This is a genomic window from Clostridium sp. MB05, from assembly GCF_046581255.1.
Lineage (GTDB): Bacteria > Bacillota > Clostridia > Clostridiales > Clostridiaceae > Clostridium.
The window spans coordinates 2,347,486-2,373,002 of the sequence record NZ_CP174370.1 but is presented as its reverse complement, the minus strand read 5'-3'; the positions used below and the strand labels follow the sequence as shown (position 1 = coordinate 2,373,002).

The 25,517-nt window shown below is 27.2% G+C and carries 19 protein-coding genes; all 19 read left to right on the top strand.

All coding sequences use genetic code 11. The features are described from left to right. Positions 1 to 112: 112 nt before the first annotated feature. The 19 genes from ACH36K_RS11005 (at position 113) to fliB (ending at position 25,497) form a co-directional block, all read left to right on the top strand. Entirely contained in the window at positions 113 to 2,350 is a 2,238-nt protein-coding gene (locus ACH36K_RS11005; protein WP_411167676.1) for an ABC transporter ATP-binding protein, read from the top strand. Continuing rightward, a complete protein-coding gene (locus ACH36K_RS11000) occupies positions 2,347 to 4,203 on the top strand; it encodes an ABC transporter ATP-binding protein (protein ID WP_411167675.1) in 1,857 nt (618 codons plus the stop codon). Before ACH36K_RS11005 ends, ACH36K_RS11000 begins: the two co-directional genes overlap by 4 nt. 192 nt (positions 4,204 to 4,395) lie before the next feature. Then, complete coding sequence (locus ACH36K_RS10995) at positions 4,396 to 5,559, top strand: galactokinase (protein WP_411167674.1); 1,164 nt, start codon at positions 4,396 to 4,398, stop codon at positions 5,557 to 5,559. A 13-nt stretch (positions 5,560 to 5,572) separates the two neighbouring features. After that, positions 5,573 to 6,559 (top strand): UDP-glucose 4-epimerase GalE, encoded by a 987-nt coding sequence (galE, locus tag ACH36K_RS10990; protein WP_411167673.1) that lies wholly within the window; start codon positions 5,573 to 5,575, stop codon positions 6,557 to 6,559. Positions 6,560 to 6,567: 8 nt separating this feature from the next. Beyond that, positions 6,568 to 8,085 (top strand): UDP-glucose--hexose-1-phosphate uridylyltransferase, encoded by a 1,518-nt coding sequence (gene galT / locus ACH36K_RS10985; protein WP_411167672.1) that lies wholly within the window; start codon positions 6,568 to 6,570, stop codon positions 8,083 to 8,085. Positions 8,086 to 8,161: 76 nt separating this feature from the next. Then, complete coding sequence (locus ACH36K_RS10980) at positions 8,162 to 9,175, top strand: LacI family DNA-binding transcriptional regulator (protein ID WP_411167671.1); 1,014 nt, start codon at positions 8,162 to 8,164, stop codon at positions 9,173 to 9,175. Between the two features lie 67 nt (positions 9,176 to 9,242). Beyond that, positions 9,243 to 12,161 carry an acyl-CoA dehydratase activase-related protein gene (locus ACH36K_RS10975; RefSeq protein ID WP_411167670.1) on the top strand — a complete coding sequence of 973 codons (2,919 nt, stop codon included), beginning with the start codon at positions 9,243 to 9,245 and terminating at the stop codon, positions 12,159 to 12,161. A 6-nt stretch (positions 12,162 to 12,167) separates the two neighbouring features. After that, positions 12,168 to 13,409 (top strand): 2-hydroxyglutaryl-CoA dehydratase, encoded by a 1,242-nt coding sequence (locus ACH36K_RS10970; protein WP_411167669.1) that lies wholly within the window; start codon positions 12,168 to 12,170, stop codon positions 13,407 to 13,409. Between the two features lie 183 nt (positions 13,410 to 13,592). Next, positions 13,593 to 14,522 carry a diacylglycerol/lipid kinase family protein gene (locus ACH36K_RS10965; protein ID WP_411167668.1) on the top strand — a complete coding sequence of 310 codons (930 nt, stop codon included), beginning with the start codon at positions 13,593 to 13,595 and terminating at the stop codon, positions 14,520 to 14,522. A gap of 20 nt (positions 14,523 to 14,542) precedes the next feature. Next, the gene (locus ACH36K_RS10960) at positions 14,543 to 15,247 is read left to right on the top strand and encodes an ABC transporter ATP-binding protein (RefSeq protein WP_411167667.1); all 705 of its coding nucleotides are present in this window, start codon (positions 14,543 to 14,545) and stop codon (positions 15,245 to 15,247) included. Beyond that, positions 15,247 to 15,402 (top strand): hypothetical protein, encoded by a 156-nt coding sequence (locus ACH36K_RS10955; protein ID WP_411167666.1) that lies wholly within the window; start codon positions 15,247 to 15,249, stop codon positions 15,400 to 15,402. The genes ACH36K_RS10960 and ACH36K_RS10955 overlap by 1 nt, the downstream gene beginning before the upstream one ends. A gap of 118 nt (positions 15,403 to 15,520) precedes the next feature. Then, positions 15,521 to 16,309 (top strand): class I SAM-dependent methyltransferase, encoded by a 789-nt coding sequence (locus ACH36K_RS10950; protein ID WP_411167665.1) that lies wholly within the window; start codon positions 15,521 to 15,523, stop codon positions 16,307 to 16,309. Positions 16,310 to 16,505: 196 nt separating this feature from the next. Then, positions 16,506 to 16,982 carry a hypothetical protein gene (locus ACH36K_RS10945; protein WP_411167664.1) on the top strand — a complete coding sequence of 159 codons (477 nt, stop codon included), beginning with the start codon at positions 16,506 to 16,508 and terminating at the stop codon, positions 16,980 to 16,982. Positions 16,983 to 17,047: 65 nt separating this feature from the next. Next, positions 17,048 to 20,302 carry a DEAD/DEAH box helicase gene (locus ACH36K_RS10940; RefSeq protein ID WP_411167663.1) on the top strand — a complete coding sequence of 1,085 codons (3,255 nt, stop codon included), beginning with the start codon at positions 17,048 to 17,050 and terminating at the stop codon, positions 20,300 to 20,302. A 299-nt stretch (positions 20,303 to 20,601) separates the two neighbouring features. After that, positions 20,602 to 20,799, top strand: coding sequence for a small, acid-soluble spore protein, alpha/beta type (locus ACH36K_RS10935; RefSeq protein ID WP_411167662.1), 198 nt, complete (start codon positions 20,602 to 20,604; stop codon positions 20,797 to 20,799). A 332-nt stretch (positions 20,800 to 21,131) separates the two neighbouring features. Continuing rightward, entirely contained in the window at positions 21,132 to 21,308 is a 177-nt protein-coding gene (locus ACH36K_RS10930; RefSeq protein ID WP_411167661.1) for a hypothetical protein, read from the top strand. 93 nt (positions 21,309 to 21,401) lie between these two features. Continuing rightward, on the top strand, positions 21,402 to 22,088 hold the full coding sequence (locus tag ACH36K_RS10925) for a hypothetical protein (protein WP_411167660.1): 687 nt from the start codon (positions 21,402 to 21,404) through the stop codon (positions 22,086 to 22,088). Between the two features lie 493 nt (positions 22,089 to 22,581). Beyond that, positions 22,582 to 24,180 carry a GMC family oxidoreductase gene (locus ACH36K_RS10920; protein ID WP_411167659.1) on the top strand — a complete coding sequence of 533 codons (1,599 nt, stop codon included), beginning with the start codon at positions 22,582 to 22,584 and terminating at the stop codon, positions 24,178 to 24,180. Between the two features lie 159 nt (positions 24,181 to 24,339). After that, positions 24,340 to 25,497: a flagellin lysine-N-methylase gene (gene fliB, locus ACH36K_RS10915; protein ID WP_411167658.1), complete on the top strand. Its 1,158-nt coding sequence runs from the start codon at positions 24,340 to 24,342 to the stop codon at positions 25,495 to 25,497. The last annotated feature ends 20 nt before the right edge of the window (positions 25,498 to 25,517 follow it).

Genomic DNA, 25,517 nt, shown 5'->3' with positions numbered 1-25,517 from the left:
TTTTAGTTATACAATAATAAAAGTTATTGACATATAATAGTTATGAAAATATAATTAATATATATTCATAATTAACCATACATACAATGAAATTTGAAAGGAGAAAAATTAAATGATAAAACTGACAAAATACTTAAAACCATTTATCGGTTCTATCCTTGTTGTGATAGCTTTATTATTCATTCAAGCTGTTTGTGAATTATCACTTCCAGATTATATGTCTAATATAGTAAATGTAGGTATTCAACAAGGTGGGGTAGATAATGCAGCCCCTAATATAATACGTAAAAGTGAATTAGATAAGCTTTCTATCTTTATAAATGGGGATGACCTTAAATATATAGAAGAAAACTACACATTAATAGATAAAGATAATCTTTCAAATGACGAGCTTAGTAAATATTTAAAAAAATATCCAATATTAGATGAGGAGCCTTTATATGAGCTTAATACAAAAGATAAAGACTCAATATCTAGATTAAATAGTATATTAGCAAAGCCTGAACTTATAGTTTATGGAATTGAAACGGGATCTTCTGATACAAATATAATGGGTAATATGTCAAATAATATGAATATTCCTGCAGGTACAGATCCATTTTTAATTTTAAAAAATACTCCAAAAGAACAGTTAAACAGTCTTTTAGGTCAAATAAATGAAAAATTTGATGAAATGCCTGATAGTATGATAGAACAAGCAGCAGTTTCATATGTAAAAAGTGAATACCAACAAATAGGAATTGATACAGATAAGCTTCAATCAAATTTTATTATTTTTGCTGGTCTTAAAATGTTAGGTATCGCACTTATTAGTATGGCAGCTGCAGTTATTGTTGGACTTATATCAGCTAGAATTGCAGCTGGTTTAGGTAAGACATTAAGAGGAGATGTATTTAGAAAAGTAAGTGAATTCTCAAATGCTGAATTTGATAAATTTTCTACTGCGTCCTTAATTACCCGTAGTACAAACGATATTCAACAAATACAAATGCTTATGGTAATGTTATTTAGAATAGTCTTTTATGCACCAATATTAGGTATAGGTGGAGTTTTAAAAGTAATAAAAACTGATACATCAATGACTTGGATTATAGCTGTAGCTGTAGTGTTAATTTCATTACTTGTAAGTATTTTATTTGGATTGGCTATTCCAAAATTTAAGTCAGTTCAAAAGCTTATTGATAAACTTAATTTAGTTACAAGAGAAAGTTTAACTGGTATGTTAGTTATTAGAGCTTTTAGCACTCAAAAGCATGAAGAAGTTAAATTTGATAATGCGAATAAAGATTTGACTAAAACAAATTTATTTGTAAATAGAATAATGTCTTCAATGATGCCTGCTATGATGCTTATAATGAATGTAATAACATTATTAATCGTATGGGTTGGGTCTCATCAAGTAGATATTGGTACAATGCAAGTTGGAGATATGATGGCATTTATGCAATATGCTATGCAAATTATAATGGCATTCTTAATGATATCTATGATTTCTATAATGTTACCACGTGCTTCGGTATCAGCTCAACGTATTAGTGAAGTATTATATACTGATATAAGTATAGAAGATAAAAAACAAACAAAGAAATTTATAGAATCAAAAAAAGGTTATGTAGAATATAAAAATGTAAGCTTTAAATATCCAGGTGCAGAAGATTATGTTTTAAATAATATTAGTTTTACAGCAAAACCAGGTGAAACAACCGCAATAATAGGAAGTACTGGTAGTGGTAAATCTACGTTAATTAATTTGATTCCTAGATTTTATGATATTTCAAAAGGTGAATTACTTGTTGATGGAATAGATATAAGAGAATCAAATCAAAAAGATTTAAGGGGAAAAATAGGATATGTTCCTCAAAAGGGAGTACTTTTCTCTGGAACCATAGAAAGTAATTTAAAGTATGGTTATCCAAATGCTACAGAAGATAATTTAGTAAAATCTTCTGAAATAGCACAAGCTTTAGAGTTTATAGAAACAAAACCGGATAGATTTAACACAGAAATCTCTCAAGGTGGTACAAATGTTTCAGGTGGACAAAAACAAAGGTTATCTATCGCAAGAGCTTTAGTTAAAAAACCAGAAATATATATTTTTGATGATAGTTTTTCTGCTTTAGATTTTAAAACAGACGCTGCTCTTAGAAAATCACTAAAGAAAAATATTAATGACGCAACTATGATTATTGTTGCTCAAAGAATAAGTACTATTAAGGATGCAAATCAAATTATAGTACTAGATGAGGGAAGCGTTGTAGGAATTGGAACTCATAAAGAACTTTTAGATAATTGTGATGTTTATAAACAAATAGCCTTATCACAGCTTTCAAAGGAGGAACTTATGTCATGAGCAATAATGTAAAAGATAGAAGATCTGGTGGCTTTGGTGGCCCAATGGGTGGAATGCACGCAGGAGGGAAGGCTAAGGATTTTAAAGGAACTATTAAAAAATTAATGAAATATTTAAAACCTTATAGTCTTTCAATTATTATAGTTTTAATATTTGCAATTGGTAGTGCAGCTTTTTCAATTATAGGTCCTAAGGTATTAGGTAAGGCTACTACTAAATTGTTTGAAGGATTAGTAAGCAAAGTATCTGGTGAAGCAGGTGCAGCAATTGATTTTTCGTATATAGGAAATATTATTGCAATACTGCTAGTATTATATATAATTAGTGCAGTATTTGCATTTATACAAGGATTTATAATGTCTGGAGTGGCTCAAAAGGTTTCATATAATCTTAGAAAAGAAATTTCAGAAAAAATAAATCGTATGCCATTAAAATACTTCGATAAAATGACTCATGGAGAAGTTTTATCAAGAGTAACTAATGATGTTGATACAGTAAGTAATACTTTAAATCAAAGTATGTCTCAAATTTTAACATCTATAACAACTATAATAGGTGTTTTAATAATGATGTTATCAATAAGTATAACTATGACACTAGCATCACTATTAATAATTCCTTTATCAGGAATATTAATTACATTAGTAGTAAAAAAATCTCAAAAATACTTTAAAGAACAACAATCATTTTTAGGTCATGTAAATGGTCATGTTGAAGAAATTTATAGTGGTCACAATATAATGAAAGCTTTTAATGGTGAAGAAAAAGCTGTAGAAGAGTTTGATAAGTTAAATAGTACTTTATATAATTCTGCATGGAAATCTCAATTTCTATCAGGTATGATGATGCCTATAATGACCTTTATAGGAAATATAGGATATGTTATAGTATCTATTTTAGGTGGATGGCTTGCTATTAGAAAAGCTATAGAAGTTGGAGATATCCTTTCTTTCGTTCAATATACTAGATCCTTTACTCAACCTATAGCACAAACAGCTCAAATTGCTAATGTATTACAATCTACAGCAGCATCAGCAGAAAGAGTTTTTGAATTCTTAGAGGAAGAAGAACAAGTATTAGATGTTGAAAATCCTTTAAGTATTGATGATATTAAAGGTGAAGTTGCATTTAAAAATGTTCACTTTGGATATAATGAAGATAAAATAATAATTAATGATTTTTCTAGTAAAATAAAACCTGGCCAAAGGGTTGCTATTGTGGGACCTACTGGTGCAGGTAAAACAACCATTGTTAAGTTGTTGATGAGATTTTATGAATTAAATAGTGGAGAAATTTTATTAGATAATCATAATATAAATGATTTTAAAAGAAATGATTTAAGGAAAGTTTTCGGAATGGTATTACAAGATACTTGGTTATTTAACGGAAGTATAATGGAAAATATTCGTTATGGTAATTTAAATTCTAGTGATGAAGAAGTAATAGAAGCAGCAAAAGCAGCTCATGTTCACCACTTTGTAAAAACTTTACCAGATGGATATAATATGGAATTAAATGAAGATGCAAGTAATGTATCTCAAGGTCAAAAGCAGTTATTAACAATTGCTCGTGCAATATTAGCTGATCCTAAAATATTAATACTAGATGAAGCTACAAGTTCCGTTGATACAAGAACTGAAGTACTTATACAAAAAGCTATGGATAACTTAATGAAAGATAGAACTAGCTTTATAATTGCTCATAGATTATCAACTATAAGAGATGCTGATTTAATATTAGTAATGAAAGATGGAGATATTGTAGAGCAAGGTAATCATAATGAACTTTTAAGTAAAAAGGGATTCTATGCTTCTTTATATAATAGTCAATTTGAAAATGCACAAATTTCATAATTCAAAAAGAACATCACGTAAAAACGTGATGTTCTTTTTTACTTTATAAAAAATTATATTTAAAAAATTTTTAGTAAAACTTTAGTAAAATTTAAGTAAAAATTGATAAAATAAATTGCATTTTTTTTCTTAATGTGTTAATATTAACTTATTAGATAGGGTAAAAATAAATTTGTAATGGAGAGGGTTATTATGAAAAATGAAATTAACGCTACTTTTAAAAAAGTATTTGGAGAAAAGGAAAATTGTAGAACGTTTTTTTCACCTGGTAGAGTAAACTTAATTGGGGAGCATACAGATTACAATGGAGGAAATGTATTTCCTTGTGCTTTAAGCTTTGGAACTTATGGAGTTATAAGTTTAAGAGATGATAAAAAAGTAAGAATGTATTCAAGCAACTTTGAAAATATAGGCATAATAGAATTTGATTTAGAAAATATAAACTATGAAAAATCACATGATTGGGTTAATTATCCTAAAGGTGTAATCGACGTAATGATTAAACATGGATACAGTATAAATAAAGGATTCGATGTTGTTATTTATGGAAATATACCAAATGGTGCTGGACTTTCCTCTTCTGCATCATTAGAACTCTTAACTGCAGTGATGATGGACAGCTTATTTAATTTTAATATTGATAGAGTTGACTTAGTAAAATTTTCTCAAGAAGCAGAAAATAAGTTTGTTGGAGTTAACTGTGGTATAATGGATCAGTTTGCAATTGGCATGGGAAAGGAAAATAATGCTATACTTTTAGATTGTAACACTTTAAAATATAATTATTGTCCTATAGAATTAAAGGATGAAGTTATAGTTATATCAAATACAAATAAAAGAAGAGGTTTAGCAGATTCAAAATATAATGAACGTAGAAGTGAATGTGAAAAGGCTTTAGAAGAATTAAAAACAAAATTAAATATAAACTCTTTAGGAGAATTATCAATAAATGAATTTGAAGAAAATAAGAGCTTAATTAAAGATGATATTAGAATAAAAAGAGCTAAACATGCTGTCTATGAAAATCAAAGGACTTTAATGGCTAAAGATGCCTTAGTTAAAAATGATTTAGTTACATTTGGTAAGCTTATGAATGAATCTCATATTTCTTTAAGAGATGATTATGAAGTAACAGGAATAGAGTTAGACACATTAGTTGAACTTGCATGGAATCATGAAGCTACAATTGGAGCAAGAATGACAGGTGCAGGCTTTGGTGGATGCACAGTTGCACTAGTAAAAAAAGATAAAGTTGATGACTTTATTAAAAATGTAGGACAAGGATATAAAGAAAAAATAGGATACGAAGCTAGTTTCTATATAGCAAATATAGGAGATGGAACTAGAGAAATTTAGGAGGAAGATATAAATGATATTAGTTTGTGGTGGAGCAGGTTATATTGGGAGTCATACTGTTTATCAATTAATTGAAAAGGGTGAAGAGGTTATAATTGTAGATAACTTAGAAACTGGACACATTGAAGCAGTTAACCCTAAAGCAAAATTTTATAAGGTTGATATAAGAAATGAAGAAGAGCTTGATAAAGTATTTAAAGAAAATAATATAAGTGAAGTAATTCATTTTGCTGCAAATTCTTTAGTGGGAGAAAGTATGACAAATCCACTAAAATACTATAATAACAATGTTCATGGAACAGAAGTTCTTTTAAAAGTAATGATTGCAAATAATGTTAAGAAAATAGTATTTTCTTCTACAGCAGCAACTTATGGAGAAGCTACTAAAATGCCTATAGTTGAAACAGATAGAACTGAACCAACTAATGCATATGGAGAAACTAAACTTGCTATGGAGAAGATGATGAAATGGGCAGATATAGCTCATGGAGTTAAGTATGTGTCTCTTAGATACTTCAATGTAGCTGGAGCTCATATAAGTGGAAGTATAGGGGAAGATCATAGCCCTGAAACTCATTTAATTCCTTTAATCCTACAAGTTCCTTTAGGTAAAAGAGAATTTATATCAATTTTTGGAGAAGATTATGATACAGAAGATGGAACTTGTATTAGAGACTATATTCATGTAATAGATTTAGCAAATGCTCATATTCTTGCTGTTGATTATCTTAGAAAAGAAAATGATAGTGATATATTTAATTTAGGAAATGGTAGTGGATTTTCAGTTAAAGAAATGATTGAAGCTGCAAGAAAAGTTACTGGACATGAAATACCAGCAAAAATTTGCGAAAGAAGATCTGGAGACCCAGCAAGATTAATTGCATCAGCTGAAAAGGCAAGAAATACTTTAAATTGGAAACCAAATTATACTAATGTTGAAGATATAATTGCTTCAGCTTGGAATTGGCATAAAAATAATCCAACAGGTTTTAATAAGTAGGTGAATATATGATAATTTATGGGGAAATAAAAAGGCTTATTCAATATGGGTTAAAACATGAGCTTTTTACTAAAGATGATGAAATATTTATAAGAAATAATTTATTAGATGTTTTAAATCTTGATGAATATGAGGACTTTCAAATAGAGGATGAGAATTTAAATACTCCAACAGATATATTAAATAATATATTAGATTATGCTTTTGAAAATGGAATTTTAGAATCTAATTCCCCTATATATAGAGATTTATTAGATACTAAAATTATGGGGTTATTAATTCCAAGGCCATCAGATGTTATAAAGGAATTTAATAATCGTTATTTTAAATCAAAAGAAAGTGCTACAGATTATTTTTATAATATAAGTAAATCATGTGATTATGTGAGGACAGATAGAATAGCACAAAATGTTATTTGGAAATCTCCTACAGAATATGGAGAATTAGATATAACAATAAATTTATCAAAGCCTGAAAAAGATCCTAAGGCTATAGCTGCAGCAAAGAATTTGCCACCATCAAAATATCCTAAGTGTTTATTATGTAAAGAAAATGAGGGGTATAGAGGTAGGTTAAATCATCCTGCAAGGCAAAATTTAAGGACAATCCCTATTAGTTTAAAATCAGAGCATTGGTATTTACAGTATTCACCATATGCCTATTATAATGAACACTGTATTATCTTCTCTGGAGAGCATGTTCCAATGAAAATTACTAAAAATACTTTTGATAGAATACTAGAATTTGTAGAAAAGTTCCCTCATTATTTTGCAGGTTCTAATGCAGACTTGCCTATTGTTGGAGGATCTATTCTTACACATGATCACTATCAAGGTGGTAACTATGAATTTGCAATGGATAAAGCAGAGGATGTTTATAAATTTAAACTAGATAATTATGAAGATATCGAATTATCTATTGTAAAATGGCCTTTAACTGTATTAAGATTAAAGGGAATGGATAGATTAAAGCTAAGTGAACTATCAGACAAAATTTTATCTCATTGGAGATCTTATACTGATAAAACTGCAGAAGTTTACTCTCATTCTAATGAAATTTATCATAATACAATAACACCAATAGCCAGAAGAAAAGGTGAATTATACGTATTAGATTTAGTTCTTAGAAATAATAGAACTAATGAAGAATACCCCGATGGAATTTTTCATCCGCATAAAGAACTTCATAATATTAAAAAAGAGAATATAGGGCTAATAGAAGTTCTTGGTTTAGCTGTTCTTCCTGCCAGACTAAAAGATGAATTGGAGATTATAAAATCCTATTTACTTGGTGAAAAAAATGATATATATAGTGATGAATCTATGAGAATTCATTTTGATTGGTATGAAGAGATAAGAAAGAAAAACCCTTCTATATCTAATGAAAATATTGATGAAATTATAGAAAAGGAAGTTGGAGAAGTATTTTCTAAGGTATTAGAACATTGTGGTGTATTTAAATGGAATGAAGAAGGTAAAGAAGCTATTGGAAGATATATAAATAGCTTAAAGACAACAATTAATTAAACTATACAAGATGAGGCATTATTAAGTATGTCTCATCTTTAGTTATTATTTATATAAATAATTGAGGTGATTATAAATGGCAACTATAAAGGATATAGCAAGTGAAGCTTCAGTGTCTATATCAACAGTTTCTAGAATTTTAAACTTTGATAAAACTCTAAATGTTTCAGAGGAAACAAGAAAAAGAGTTTTAAGTATAGCTGAAGAAATGAACTATGTAACTATAAAAGAAAGAAAAAATAAATTGAAAAAATATACTGTGGGAATAATTTGTTCTTTTACAGAAACTAAAGAATTAAATGATCCATACTTTCTATCAATTAGAATGGCTATAGAAAAAAAATGTGTTGAAGAAAATATTGACTTTAAATCACTATATCTTACAAAGATATTAACCGATGATAATTCTAACTATAAAGAACTTGATGGGATAATTGCCATAGGAATATTTGAAAATAATGAAATTCAAAGACTTAAAGAAATATCTCCTAATATAGTTTTTATAGATTCATCTCCAGAAGAATGGGAATTTGATTCTATTGTTGTGGATTTAAAATATGGAGCTAGAAAAGCATTGGAATATTTACATAGACTAGGTCATAAAGATATAGGCTACATAGGAGCAAAGGTAGTTCCTCATAATAATACCGAAAGCATAGAGCTTATTAATTATAGAGAAGCGACCTATAAAGATTTTATGTTGGAAATAGATAATTTTAAGGAAGAATGGATATTTAAAGGCAATTTTACGCCTGAAGATGGCTATAATCTTATGAATAAAGCATTAAAGTTAACTAAAGTTCCATCTGCTTTCTTTATAGCTAGTGATCCAATGGCTATAGGAGCATATAAGGCTATTCAAGAAAATGGATATAAGATTCCAGAGGATATAAGTATAGTTGGATTTGATGATATAGCTACAGCTCAATATTTATCTCCATCTTTAACTACAGTTAAGGTCTTTACTGACTTTATGGGAGAAACTGCATTGGACACTTTAATGGAAAGAATAAAGAATGATAGAGTATTAAGTAAAAAAATTGTTTTACCTGTAAAATTAATCATAAGAGATAGCTGCACCTTAGCATAATTTAATTCCCCTATAAGTAATATATTACTTATAGGGATTATTTTTTATATGGGGAGAGGTAGTTGAAATGATATATAAACTTGGAATAGATGCAGGTTCCACTACAGTAAAATTAGTTATATTAGATGAATATGATAAAGTTATATACAAGGCTTATAAAAGACATCTTACTAAAGTAAGAGAAACAATTTTAGAAGAAATCCAGCAGGCAAAGAATATACTAAAAAATAATGATTTTAAAGTTTCTATAACGGGATCATCAGGCTATGGAGTTGCTAAAGAATCAAATATTTCATTTGTTCAAGAAGTTTTTGCCACCACTATAGGGGTTAAGAAAATATTTAATAATATTGATGTAGTTATTGAACTTGGTGGTGAAGATGCTAAAATAATATACTTAACTAATGGATTAGAGGAAAGAATGAATTCAAGTTGTGCTGGTGGAACTGGTGCATTTATAGATCAAATGGCAAGTCTAATGGGAATAACAGTAGAGGAATTAGATGAAATTAGTTTAGAATATAAAAGCATGTATCCCATAGCATCTAGATGTGGAGTTTTCGCAAAATCTGATATACAACCATTACTAAATCAAGGTGCAAATAAGTCTGATATTGCTACTAGTATTTATGAGGCAGTTGTAAATCAAACTATTGGTGGTTTAGCTCAAGGTAGGGAAATAAAAGGTAACATACTATTTTTAGGTGGTCCTCTTTATTTTTATAAGGGGCTTAGAGAAAGATTTATTAAAGATTTAAATTTGTCTAGCAAAACTGCTATTGTGCCAGAAGATGCTGAAGTTTTTGTAGCAAAGGGAGCTGCGTTATTTGCTATAAATGAGGAAAAAACATATACATACAACAAACTAATTTCAATATTATCATCTTCAAATAATACAAACTTGGAAGTAAGAAAAGAAATTCAACCATTATTTAAAAATAAGTTAGATTATAATAAATTTATTGAAAGACATAATAGAGCAAAAGTACTTCATAATGATATAAATAACTGTACTGGTAATGTTTATTTAGGAATAGATGCTGGTAGTACAACTACAAAACTAGTGCTTATTGATGAATGTGATAGCATACTATATAAATATTATGGACATAATGAAGGAAATCCTATAAAAGTTATAAAAAAACAATTAGACTATGTCTATTCTAATTTTGGAAATAAAATAAAAGTTAAAGGAAGTTCTGTAACTGGGTATGGAGAAGAATTAATAAAAAAAGGGTTTTCCATAGATTTTGGAATAGTGGAAACACTGGCTCACTATATAGCAGCAAGTAGATTTAACCATAATGTTGATTTTATACTTGATATTGGTGGACAAGATATAAAATGTTTTGAAATAGAGAATAAAGCTATAAAGAGTATAATCTTAAATGAAGCGTGTTCTTCTGGATGTGGTTCTTTTATAGAAAGTTTTGCAAAAGCTATGGGATATGACGTTGAAAGTTTCTCAAAGCTTGGATTATTTGCAAAACATCCAGCTGATTTAGGATCTAGATGTACTGTTTTTATGAACTCATCAGTAAAACAAGCCCAAAGAGATGGTGCTACAATTGAAGATGTTTCTGCTGGTTTATCTATAAGTGTTGTAAAAAATGCACTATATAAAGTTATTCGAACTAAAAATATAGGTAAAAATGTTATAGTTCAAGGTGGAACTTTATGCAATGATGCCATTTTGAGAAGCTTAGAGCTTGAATTAAATCAAAATGTAATAAGATCAAATATATCTGGATTAATGGGAGCATATGGGGCTGCCTTATATGCTAAAAGTAAGAATCCAACTACATCTAAAATTATAAATAAAGATGACCTTATAAATTTTAAGCACGAATCTAAAGGGGTTAAGTGTAGACTATGTACTAATAAATGTAATCTAACTATAAATACATTTTCAGGTGGTAAAAAATATATATCAGGTAATAGGTGTTCAAAACCAACAGGAAAATATACTGATAATACTATTCCTAATATGTATGAATATAAAAATAGTAAATTAATTAGTTATGCTAATAATGAGGGAGAAAAAGGTACTATTGGTATTCCAATGGTTTTAAATATGTATGAAAATTTACCTTTCTTCGTTAAATTTTTCAATGAATTAGGAATTAAAGTTGTTTTATCAGAAACTTCATCAAAGAAACTATATTTGAGAGGACAACACACAATTCCATCTGACACTGTATGCTATCCTGCTAAATTAAGCCATGGTCATATAGAGAGCCTTATAAATAAGAATATTAAAAATATATTTTATCCATGTATGACATATAACTTTAATGAAGAAATATCTGACAATTTCTTCAATTGTCCAGTTGTAGCTTATTATCCTGAAGTTATAAAAAATAATATATCAAAACTAAAAGATTCTAATTTTATAAGTCCTTATTTAGATTTAAATTCTGATAAAAGTACAATAGAAAATTTATATAATTCTTTAAAGAATCATTATAGTTGGATAAGCAAAAAGCATATAAAGATAGCTTATTATAAAGCTATTGAAGAATATAAAAAATATAAACAAGAAATTTTAAATAAAGGTCAATTAGCTATTGATTACGCTAGAGAAAATAATTTGCTAATAGTTGTTTTAGCCGGAAGGCCTTATCATGTTGATAAAGAAATAAATCACGGAATAGATAAAATGATAAATTCTCTAAATATAGTAATTCTAACAGAAGACTCTATACCTATAAATAAAGATAATTATAATATAAAAATGTTAAATCAATGGACATATCAAGCTAGATTATTTAATGCAGCAAACTTTGTGTTAGAAAATGATGATATGCAATTAGTTCAACTAGTTTCTTTTGGATGTGGAACTGATGCCATAATTGCTGATGAAACCAAAAGAATCTTAGAGAATAATGGAAAGCTATATACCCAATTAAAAATAGATGAGACTAATAATTTAGGTGCAGCAAAAATTAGAATAAGAAGTATGGTTGAAGCAATTAAAAGTAGGTGATTATATATGAATTATGATTATAAAGTATTTACAAAAGAAATGAAAAAAAATTATAAAATATTAATACCTAATATGCTACCAATTCATTTTAGAATATTAAATAAGATTTTAAAGAATTATGGATTTGACATTGAATTTTTAGAGGATGATGTTCATGAGATAATAGAATATGGACTAAAATATTCTAATAATGATATCTGTTATCCAGCAATGATAGTAATAGGGCAATTTATTTCTGCACTGAAAAGTGGTAAATATGATATAGATAAGACAGCACTTCTCATGACTCAAACAGGTGGTGGATGCAGAGCATCAAATTATATACACCTTATACGAAATGCATTAGAAAATAGTGGTTTTTCAGAAGTACCTGCCATAGGTTTAAGTTTAACAGGAATAGAAAAGCATCCAGGATTGAAATTAAAGCCATCAATTATAATAAAAGCCTTTTATGCAATTATTTATGGGGATTTAGTAATGTACCTATATAATAAAGTTAAACCATATGAAATTAACCAAGGTGAAGTAGATAAAGTTTTAGATAATTTAATTGAGAGTTTAAATAATAAATTTTCTAGTAAAAGATATCTTAGAGTAAATGAAATGTCTAAAATGATTGTACAAGCATTTGATAATATAAAAATTATTGATGAGAAGAAGATAAAGGTTGGAATAGTAGGGGAAATATATATGAAATATTCCAGAATGGGTAATAATCACCTTGAAGAATTTTTAATAAAAGAAGATGTAGAAGTGGTTCAATCAGGACTTATGGACTTTATGAATTATTGTATTCTAAATTCTATAATAGACCACAAATTATATAAAAGAGGATATTTAAAATCTAAACTTGCTAAAATAGCCTATAAATTTATTTTAAAAATACAAAGAAAAATTAACTTAAATATAAGAAAATACTCTAAATTTAAAGAGCCTACAGATTTTGATGAAGTCAGAAAAATGGCAGATGGCTATATAGGCCATGGAGTAAAAATGGGGGAAGGTTGGCTTTTAGTTGCTAATATGCTTGATCTTATCCATACTGGAACTAATAACATTATATGTGCTCAACCCTTTGGTTGTTTACCAAACCATATAGTCGGAAGGGGAGCTATTAGAAAAATACTAGATAAAAATCACAATGCTAATATAGTTGTTATAGATTATGATCCTTCTCAGTCAGAAATAAATCAGGAAAATAGAATTAAATTAATGCTTTCAAATGCTAAATTAAATGTCTATTTATAATTAAATACTCTAAAAAAATAAGCTATATATATATAATTTATTTCTAAATATGATATAAAAAAAGATGATAAATATAAGCTTATATAGTATACTTATTTTAAATAAAGGCTGTGTTAGATGAAAATATCTAACAGAGCCTAAATAATTTTTAAATTACCATCAGGGGATAGAGAGGGTAAAATAATGACAACAACTAAACATTTTTTTGTGATAAATCCTGAAGCAGGAAAAGTTAATATTTCTGAAAAAATAAGTAAGGATATAAATGAAATATTTAAGAATTCAACAGATCAATATAAAATTTATATAACAAAAGGGAAAAATGATGCTACTAATTTTACAAAAAAGATATGTGAAAGTGAATACGGAAATTTAAGGTTCTATGCTTGTGGAGGTGATGGAACTTTAAATGAGGTCATAAATGGAGTAATTGGCTATGAGAATGCAAGTGTATCAGTTATTCCTTATGGAACGGGAAATGATTTTGTTAGAAACTTTGAGTCAACTATAAATTTTTATGATATAAAAAAACAAATAAATTCTAATATAGAAGAGGTAGATTTACTTAATGTAAATGGATTATACTCAGTGAATCTATGTAATATAGGTTTTGATGCAAAAGTTGCTGAAAATATGGTGAAATTTAAAAAATTTCCTTTTATAAATGGACAAGGTGCTTATACTCTTTCTGTATTTTATTCATTAATTCACAAGATGCATAACACTCTAGATATATTAATAGATGATAAAGAGTTGATTCATGGTGATTTTTTATTATGTGTAATAGCTAACGGTTCATCTTATGGAGGAGGATATGTTGGGGCTCCTTTAGCTGAGATAAATGATGGGCTAGTTGACTTATGTATAATAAAAAAAGTGTCTCGCCTTAAGTTAGTAAAATTAATAAATCTATATAAGGAAGGTAAACATCTAGATAGTAAGGAATTGGAGGGATATGTTATTTATAAAAAGTGTAAGAAAATCAACATAAAATCCAATGAAAATTTTACTGCCTGCGTAGATGGAGAAATATTTATTGATAATAATTTAGATATTTCTTTAGAAAATAAAGCAATTAAGTTTTTAATACCACACAAACATATAGAAGAATAAATAAAAAGAGAGGGATAATTTTGAGTAGCTTTATAGAATTTAAAGATGTGAAAAAAACATATAAAATGGGTGAAGTAAATATAGATGCTTTAAGAGGAGTTTCTTTTCAAATTGAGAAAGGTGAATTTGTAATAGTAGCAGGTGCCAGTGGTGCAGGTAAAAGTACAATTTTAAACATATTAGGTGGAATGGATACTTCAAGTAGTGGAGAAATATATGTAGATGGAAATTTAGTTAGTAAATATTCTGATAAAGATCTTATAACCTATAGACGTCACGATATAGGCTTTGTATTTCAATTCTATAATTTAGTACAGAACCTTACAGCCTTAGAAAATGTTGAACTTGCTACTCAAATATGTAAGAAACCTTTAGATCCATATGAAATTTTAAATGCCGTTGGATTAGAAGAAAGAAAAGATAATTTTCCAGCTCAGCTCTCAGGGGGAGAGCAGCAACGTGTAGCAATTGCAAGAGCACTAGCTAAGAATCCTAAATTACTTTTATGTGATGAGCCAACAGGAGCTTTAGATTATAATACTGGTAAAGCAATACTTAAATTATTACAAGATACTTGTAAAAAATATAATATGACAGTAGTTATAATAACACATAATTTGGCATTAACACCTATGGGAGATAAGGTTATTAAAGTAAAAAATGGAACGATTGAAAGTATAACATTTAATGAAAACCCTCTTCCAGTTGAAAGGATTGAGTGGTAATGTTAAAAAATGCTTTTATAAAGGATGTATTTAGAGATATAAAAAAGTCAAAGAGAAGGTTTCTTTCTATATTTGCAATAATAGCTTTAGGAGTTGCTTTTTTTCTGGTATCAAAATATCATCAATTGATTAATAAAAATAGGATGGAAAACTAAGATTTCTATCCTATTTTTAATGTATAGCCTTCACTTTTTTATTAGAATACCTAATAGAACAAATTTTATAGTTAAGTATATAATATAAGATGTATATAAATCCTTAGGAGAAATATTTATGTCATACAATGAGTTTTATGAAAAATTTGGTTTTAAAAGGGAAATTGAAAGGTTAGAAAAACAAGCATATTTAGGATATGAAAAAGAAATAAGAATGATTAAATTAATGGGAATTGATGGTAATAGCGAAATTTTAGAAGTTGGCAGTGGACCAGGTTTTTTCACTAAAATTTTGTTAGATAACTTTAATGAATGTGAAATAACATCATTAGATAATGATGATAAGTTTCTTGAGTTTGCATATAACAATTTAAAGACTAAATATGGTGATAGAGTTACCTTCGTTAAAGATGATATCACTAAAACATCTATACCCGATAATTATTATGACTGTATAATTGCTCGTTTTGTCTTTCAGCATTTAAGTGATCCACTTTCTGCAGCAAAAGAGATATTTAGAATACTTAAGCCTGGAGGGAAGGTAATTATAATAGATGTTGATAGTGAACTTTGGGGGTTAACCTATCCTAAAAACAATTTAATTAAATTTTTAAATGACAGTTTATCTAAAGTACAATCAAATTTAAAAGGTAATAGAGAAATCGGAAGAGTCTTAATAACACTATTAAAATCAATTGGATTTATTAATTTAGATATTGAAGCAGTAGTTAATCATAGTGATATTTTAGGTAAGGATAATTTTAGATACAAAATAAGTAGTGATATGATAAAAGATCCTAGATTGTCAAAGTTGATAACTGAATATAATAATTTCTTTGATTTAAAGTATTCATCAATAATGCTTCTAAAATTATTCTTTTATGCTGAAAAACCATTATATAACTAATATAAAATTAGGCTTTGTTAGGGGCAAATGTTGATATGAAAGTGACTTCATTACTAATTAGCTAGTTTAAGAATTTCTATTATTTCTTTCGTAAATATTAATGGCAATGTTCCCAGTATATACTCCTTTTATATTACACTTTTATCATAGTATAATTACTTAAAGATAAATTTGTATTCTTAGGAGGAGAAATGCTTTGAACTACGCTGAAAATTTAGCAGTATTAGGCTGTGGAGATATAGGTAATTACATTACAAGATTTGAAGACAACAAAATATACTCTAGCTTTTACTTAAAAGAAAATATTAATAATTTAAAATATATACTAGATAAATCGAAAGTAGAAATGAAAGCATCTCAGATGATTGTTGGTGGACAATCTTCTATTTTATTACTTTTTAGATTTGCTGAAAGTAATAAATTTATTTATGGACGAATATATAATTTAGAAATAGATTTTCACAGAGAGCATATGGAAATGCTTATGTTTCAAGAGGAATTGCCAATTTGCTTTGTTGATTCTAACAATATCATTATCTCTACTACATTAGTCAAAAATGACTTCAAAAATGATATTAAAAAATATATTATAAAGAGGAAATTTAAATATAAACCTTCCTATGACTTTAAAGATAATGGATGTAAAATAGAAGATTTATGGATGTATATATAGAGAAGTGGAAAAAACCACTTCTTTTTGTTATAATAAAGAGATAATTAATTTTCAAGGTGACGAATATGATAAAACAAATTTTAGTAGAAAAATTTAATAAAGATACTTGTGGCAAAAATGATTTAGGCGGAAAAAGGATATTAGAAAATGAATTAATATCTGATTTAAAGGTAAAATGTGATGATGATTTAATTTATATAGATTCTAAAATTATATCTGAAAATTATTTTAGTGAATATAATTCTAAAATAGAAGTGGATATAAAAAGTAAAGGTATATTATCTACTTTTTGTAGCTGTGATGATTATGAAAGAAATGAGCTTCGTAAACATAATTATTGTTGTAAGCATTTGTTTGCAACTTTTTATAAATTCTTAAATGAATTAGATGAATATAATGAAATTAAATCTAAATTAAATAATGATTTTATCCATAAATCTATTTTCAAAAATAAAAAAGACAATATATTAGATTTATTATTAGAAGATGAAAATAAAACAGAAATTAAAATTGAAGTTTATATAAATAAACAAGGTTTTAAAAATAGATTAGCAGCTGAATTTAGAATAGGATTAAAGGGATTATCATCTAATAAGCTATATGTTGTAAAAGATATAAATCAGCTTTTAATAGCTTATTATAATAAAATTCCAGTTAAGTATGGAAAGGATTTTGCTTTAGACTTAAAATATCAAAGACTTGGCCTAAAAGAAAAGAAAATACTAGATTTTATAGAAAAAATAAAAGATATGGAATCAGCATCCTCAAATTTTATAAGAAGACAGGATAAATATATAGATGGTAAAACACTTATAATTCCAGATTTTCTTACTAGAGAATTCTTTAATATAATATCAAAGAATAGAGTTTACTTAAATGAGGGCTTCTTTTATAGACCTGTAGAAACTGAAATTATTTTTGATAAACCAAATATAAAAATTTCTTTAAAAGCATTAGAAAATGAATATATTTTAAGCTTAGATGATGGAATTCCTGAAAAGATTGATAAAAAGGGTACAGTATTTTTATATGGAAGTAGTATTTATGTACCTAATTTTGAGTACTGCTATGATATTTCCACTTATTTAAATATTTTTAATAATACTAAAGCTATAGCTATTGATAAAGATGATGAAATTAGAGTTCTATCCAAGCTTTTGCCTAAATTATATACTCTATCAGATGATATAACTATTAATAAGGCTATAAAAAATAAAATTGTAAAAGAAAAGGTTGAATTTAAATTTTATTTTGACAAAATTAATAAAGATACAACATTAACATTAAAAGTTAAATATGGAGAGCACGAATTTAACATTTTTCATGAATACACAAATAAAATTATATATAGAGATTTAAATAAAGAAAATGAAATATTATCTTGCTTAAGGGCACTTGGTTTTGAATCGTCTGGGGATAAATTTTATTTATTACTTGGAGATGAATATTTATTTAAATTCTTTAAATATGATATAGAGAAATTACAAGATATTGGTGAAGTTTTTTATTCAGAGAATTTTAAAATTATAAAACATATAAATAATAAAAATATAGTAGGTCAAATAAAAAGTGGTAAGCTAGATTATTTTGAGTTAAAGTTTAAAATTGATAATATATCAGAAACTGAAGTTAAGGATATTATACTAGCTCTTAGAGATAATCTTAAATACTATAAGCTTAAAAGTGGAGAGTTTTTAGATCTTGAAGAAATTGAACTTAAGAACTTTTTAAAGCTTTTAGATGTACTATCTTTAGAAAATGATATAGAGGGAGATACCTTATTATTTAGTAAGAGTAAGAGTCTTTATATAGATAACTTTATTAAAGATAATTCTATTAGATATATTAAGGGTAAAAAAGAATTATCACAAATTCAGAAAAAGATAAAAGACATTAACAAGTTAACTTTTAAAGAACCATTAAATTTAATGGCGGATCTTAGACCTTATCAAAAGGAAGGGTATAATTGGCTTAAAACTATGGATTACTTAGGATTTGGAGGTATTTTAGGTGATGAAATGGGACTTGGTAAAACAATTCAAGCTATTTCATTTATATTATCTAATTTACCAGCTAAGACACTAATAGTTGCACCAACATCATTAATATACAATTGGAGCAGTGAAATTGAAAAATTTGCCCCAACTATAAAATATGCTATTATAAATGGATCTAAAGATGAAAGAATTAATATATTAGAAAATATTGAAAATTATGATGTGTTAATTACTACCTATAATCTAATAAAAAGAGATATAGAAGAATATGAAAAGCTACAATTTGATTATTGTTTTATAGATGAAGCTCAATATATTAAAAACTGTTCTTCTCAAAATGCAGTAGCTATGAAAAAAATTAAAGCTATTAGAAAGTTTGCATTAACAGGTACTCCTGTAGAAAATTCATTAATGGAGTTATGGTCAATTTTTGATTTTATAATGCCAGGATACTTATTTGATGAAAAGCGATTTAGTGTAAGATATCATAAAAAGCTAAATGAATCTGAAGAAGTATTAAAAGAATTAAATATGCTTACAAAACCTTTTCTATTGAGAAGATATAAAAAAGATGTAATAAAAGAACTTCCTCTAAAAATAGAGAAAAAACTTTTAGTATCTATGTCAGAGGAGCAAGAAAAGATATATTCTATTTATGCTAATCATGCTAAAAGCTTAATTGAAAAGAAAGTTAAGGATGATGACTTGAAAACCAGCAAAATAGAAATTTTATCCTATATAACTAAGCTAAGACAAATATGTCTTGATCCATCTGTTTTAATTAATGATTATATTGGTACTAGTGGTAAAATAGATGCACTTATTGAAATTTTAAATCAAGGAATAGAAGAGGGTCATAAAATATTAGTCTTTTCACAATTTACATCAGTATTAAAAAATATTTCCACTAGGTTTAATTCTGAAAACATATTGTATAGCTATTTAGATGGATCTATACCAGCGGAAAAGAGATTAGCATTAGTAAATGAATTTAATGAAGGTAATAATTCTGTATTCTTAATAAGTTTAAAGGCAGGAGGAACTGGTTTAAACTTAACATCAGCAGATATAGTGATACACTTTGATCCTTGGTGGAATCCTGCTGTAGAGGATCAAGCCACAGATAGAGCACATAGATTTGGGCAAACTAATATTGTTGAGGTAATTAAGCTAATATCTAAAAATTCAATAGAAGAAAAAATAGTAGATCTTCAAGATGAAAAAAGAAAACTAATAGAAAGAATAATTGATAATGAAAATGATATAACTAGTATTAATACTTTAAGCGAGGAAGATATATTAAATCTTTTTTCAATTAACTAGTAGCTATGTATGATACTTATTAAAAATTTTATACAAATACTTATTATATAAGAATTATGAAAATATCGCATTATTTCAAGATGAATATGCGATATTTTTTATTTTATAACTTTAAAGTCTTAAGAGATACTAATGAAATGTAACCTTCTAAAGTAAGCTTTTTATTAATAATATAACATATAATTATCCATTATAAGTTTTCACTTCTAGTTTTACTAATATTTCTATAGGTTATTATGCATTAACTATGGTTAACATATTATTGTAAAAGAAAACAATATATAAAGGAGGTGGAATACATGGCAAACTATAATAGAAGTTTAGTACCAGAAGCAAAAAATGGTTTAAGCAGATTAAAAAATGAAGTTGCATCTGAAGTTGGATTAAACAATTATGAAAACACAGATAAAGGAAACCTTACTTCAAAGCAAAACGGAAGTGTTGGCGGAGAAATGGTTAAAAGAATGGTAGAACAATACGAAAACCAAATCAAATAATTATAAATGATAATTATTAAAAATTAGAGATAATAAACTTATATAATAAAGAAATAAAAAAGATAAAGCTTTCTAATAAAAGTTTTACTAGTACTATAAAATAAAAAGCATTTACATTAGTAAGTGCTTTTTATTTTATAAATATTATCGAAAATTTAAGAAAATTAAATATATATGCCGAATTTAACAAACAATTAACAATGAATTAACAATCATTTAATAAAAACTCTCTATATTAATTCTTATTAAGATAAATATTTTAAATCATTTTAATAGTAAATAATAATTTATAATAACCAGCAGGAAATAATATTAAGTTTTGGGGGATAATGATGAAAATAGTAAAAAAGATTACTGTTGTTTCTGAGGCAACAGGAGGCAAAATAATTGATAAATATATATGTAATAAATGTAGTAAGGTAGTAAAAAGAGTACCTAGGGTTGAGACAGAAAGAGAGCTTAAGTACTCTAGATTAATTTATTGTATTTGTAATGAATGTAGTAAATAATTTAGTTTATGATAAAGATTTAATTATTTATAAGTAGTATTGCAGTGACTGCTTATTAACTAAATTTCATAATTATAAGTAAGGGGAGAGGTTATGGATTTATATCACTATACAGATGTTCATGGGTTAGAAAATATATTAAAAAGCAGAAAAATAAGATTTACTTCTTTAAAATATGTAGATTGTAAAAGCGAAAATTTATCTAGCAACTTATTTGATTATGGATCTAATATTTTTGTTTCATGTTTTACAATAAAAAATGAAGAAAGTGTAGAGCTTTGGAATACAAACAGCGAATATGGACAAGGAGTACGATTAAAATTTCAAAAAGATTTAATTAATGGATTTACAAAGAAATATAAAAGAGAAGATATAAAATATATAGTTCATGGAGATGGAAAAATATATAAAGTTGAGTATACAAATGATCAAGAAAAAATATATCCTAAAATTTTTCAAAAGAATAATATAGGTAAGGGAGTATTTCTCCAAAATATAGGAAAATATAAAAACTTATCTTATAAGCTTGAAGAAGAGTGGAGATATAAATTAATAGTTTGTAGTTACTTAGAAAGAAATAATGGTAACTACTGTATGCTAGAAAAAGTACCTATTGATCACTATGATGTAGATATAAACAAAGAAGCTTTATATAATATGGAGGTAACCATAGGATACAATGTAAAGATAAAGGAAAAGGATAGAATCTATAAATTGATTAATGAATATAATAATGAAAATTTTGCTCAAATAATTTGTAAAGAAAGTGTATTAAAATAATTAGATTATTTTTCAGGAAAGAGTCAACAGCTTTTTGGATATCTAATTCTGTAATATCACTTAAATCCTTATTATCTAATGAATTAAATGTTCTAAGCACTAGATTATATGTTTTACAATTACTAGACATAAAGTTCTTAGGGGTTGTACTAACTGGAATATTAATGAGTAGAGGATCAAATTTTATACATGATTTATTAGTAAAAATAACAAATATAAAAGCAAAGTAGCATTTGGGAGTAATTGTCCTAGGTGCTACTTTTTTTATAAGAGTTTTAATTTATACTATTAATGATGACTATTATAACTTGCTTTAGAATAAGTTGTTAGTTTTTTTGTGAACTAATCATGGAATCCTTACTAATGTTAGTTATTTTGTTTTTCATAAACATATGACACGTTACATAAAAAAAATAATATAATATATTATCCTTGAATTATAGTAATAAGGTGAGTAACAAAAGAATAATAGAGGCACAAAGGAGATAATCAAATGAAAAATCAAATTTATGACTATATAATTGTAGGGGCTGGTACAGCAGGTGCTACTATTGCAAAAACCCTTACGGATAACAGAGAAAATTCGGTATTGGTTTTAGAAGCAGGAGAAAATAATGATAATGATGAACCAATTCGTAACTCTACCTTTTCACCTGTACTACAAAGTCTCTTTTTCCCACAATACTTTTGGCAGGGTCAAGGAGTACCTCAAGACGAGCTCAATAATAGAACATTCCCTTGGACCACAGGAAGGTTATTAGGAGGTGCTTCTTCAGTTAACCGTCAACTATGGGTAAGACCTACAACTGCAGTAATAAAAAAATGGCAAGCGCTACTTGGTCCACTTTGGTCTCCAGAAGAGGTAATTGAAAGATTCAAAGAATTAGAAAAATACAATGGACGTACAAATAATCCTGAGGCTCGTGGCTTCAGAGGTCATGTAGATGTTAGACAAGCTCCTGTTAATCCGACTAGAATGGCTCAAAAACTTGCTTTGGCTATTGAAAGAGCAACAGGCTTTGAAGAAATACTAGATTACAACAATCCGGATACACCAATAGGGCCGTATACGCGTAATCAATACACTCAAGAACCGGATGGAACTCGTGAAAGCTCTTCAACTGCATTCCTTTCAAGAAAAATAGTAGATAAAGAAGGCTGCGGAGTAAATGGAAGAAATTTAATGTTGCTGACTAAATCTACTGCTCTTAATATAATTTTTTGTGATAATATTGCTATTGGCGTTGATTTTTTAAGAGAGGGTCTCTACCTTAGCGCATTTGCAAGAAAGAAAGTTATAGTATGCGCAGGTGCTATTAAAAGTCCTAAGCTGTTAATGCTATCAGGAATCGGTCCAGCAAATGAACTTAGAGCAAAAGGAATTCCTGTTATATTCGATAATCAAAATGTTGGTAAAAACCTTGCTAATCACTCCATAATAGCTGCTATATTTTCTACTAATCCGAATGATAAACCAGTACCACCTGATGATCCAAATGCTCATTTGATAGCAGGAGCTTTCTTACCAAATCCAGCGCCAGGATCAAATCCAAAGTTGAGAGCGGTACAGATAGAACCATTTTTCTCCAACAATACTTTAATTGTAGGAATATCTCCTATACAACCTAAGAGCCGTGGCTTTGAAATGATACAGGCAAATGATCCACTTAAAATTGAACTTGGAGATGAAGAATTCTTAGAAAATGAGGATGACATGAAATTATTAAAAGATACTTTTAAAGTGTATGTTAAAAACATTGCAGCTAATCTTAGAGCTATTGATCCTAGGTATCAACTTCTTTCACCAACACTTGATGTAATTAATGATGATACAAAACTTGAAAACTTTATCAGACAAAATCTAAGTTTGACGTTCCATGAGGAGAGTACGCTTAGAATGGCACGTTCTGCTTCGGATGGTGTTGTAAATTTCAAAGGAGAAGTTTTTGGTGTTAAGAATTTGGTTGTTGCTGATAATTCAATAATCCCATTTGTTGCAGATGGTAACACTTCTGCACCAGCATATCTTATAGGACTAACAATTGCCCAACAATTATTGAAAGAGGATAACACAAATCAAAATAAATGCTAATAATATAGAATAGGAATCCGCCAAGAATTTAGGTGGATTTCCCTTTTTCTTTATATAAATTAAATAAAAAGTAAGCAGAAGCTTGAAGAGATCAATAATGAGTATTAAAATTAATTTGTTATAAAAATATAAATACATACATATGATGTGAGGTTGAAAATGAAAATACGAAAACCAGGTTACTTTGATGAATTTAAATGTATAGCTTCTAAATGTGAAGATACTTGTTGCGCTGGATGGGGAATAGTTATAGATGAAGAAACTCATAAGCGTTATTTATCTGTAGAAGGTAAATTTGGAGATGAATTAAGAAGTAAAATACTTAATGAAGATGGAGAAAATATTTTTGCTTTACAAGGAGATAGATGTTCATTTTTAAACGAAAATAATTTCTGTGATATATATAATGAACTAGGAGCAGATAGTCTTTGCTATACATGTAGACAATATCCACGTTACCTAGAGGAATTTGGTAACTTACGTGAAATTGGAATATCTTTATCCTGTCCTGAAGCTGCAAGAATAATACTAAGAACAACTAAAAAAGTTGAATTTGAATTAACAGAAAATGATGAAGAAGTTAATAGCTACAATGATATAAATCCAATGGTTTATATTAATCTTATGCAGTGTAGAAAAATAGTTTTTGATATTTTACAAAATAGAAATTTAGATTTAAAAATTAGAGGCTCCTTAGTACTTATTTTTGTAAATGAAATTCAAGAAAAAATAGATTTAAATGATATACAATCAATTAAAACTGTTAAGGATAAATATTTAGATAACAAGTTTATTAATGAGGCTATTAATAAACTTGAAAAATATAAAGGAAAGACAAATGAAAAATATCTTAATATAAATGAAGTTATTAAAGTCTTTAGAGATTTAAAACATATAAAACCGAATGATATTTTAGGCTTAGAAGATGCATTAAGATACTTTTGGCAAAATGAAGATGATAAAGCTATTTATTTAGATATTCATAAAAGCTTTAATGAATATTATAAGGATAAAAGCTATCACTTTGAACAAATCTTAGTTTATTTTGTATTTAGATACTTTATGAAGGCTGTTTTTGACTATGATGCTTTAGCTAAAATTAAAATCGCATTAGTAAGTTATATAATGATTAAAGAATTATGTGTAGTAAGGTATTTAGAAAATAAAGATTTTACAGAAACAGATATGGTGGATATAGCACATACTTATTCTAAGGATGTAGAGCATTTAGAAGAAAATATTGAAACATTAGAAGAGTTATTTGAAACTAATGATGTGTTTAGTATTAAAGAATTATTAGCTATTTTAATGAATTAATAAGGTTATTTTGCTTTTTA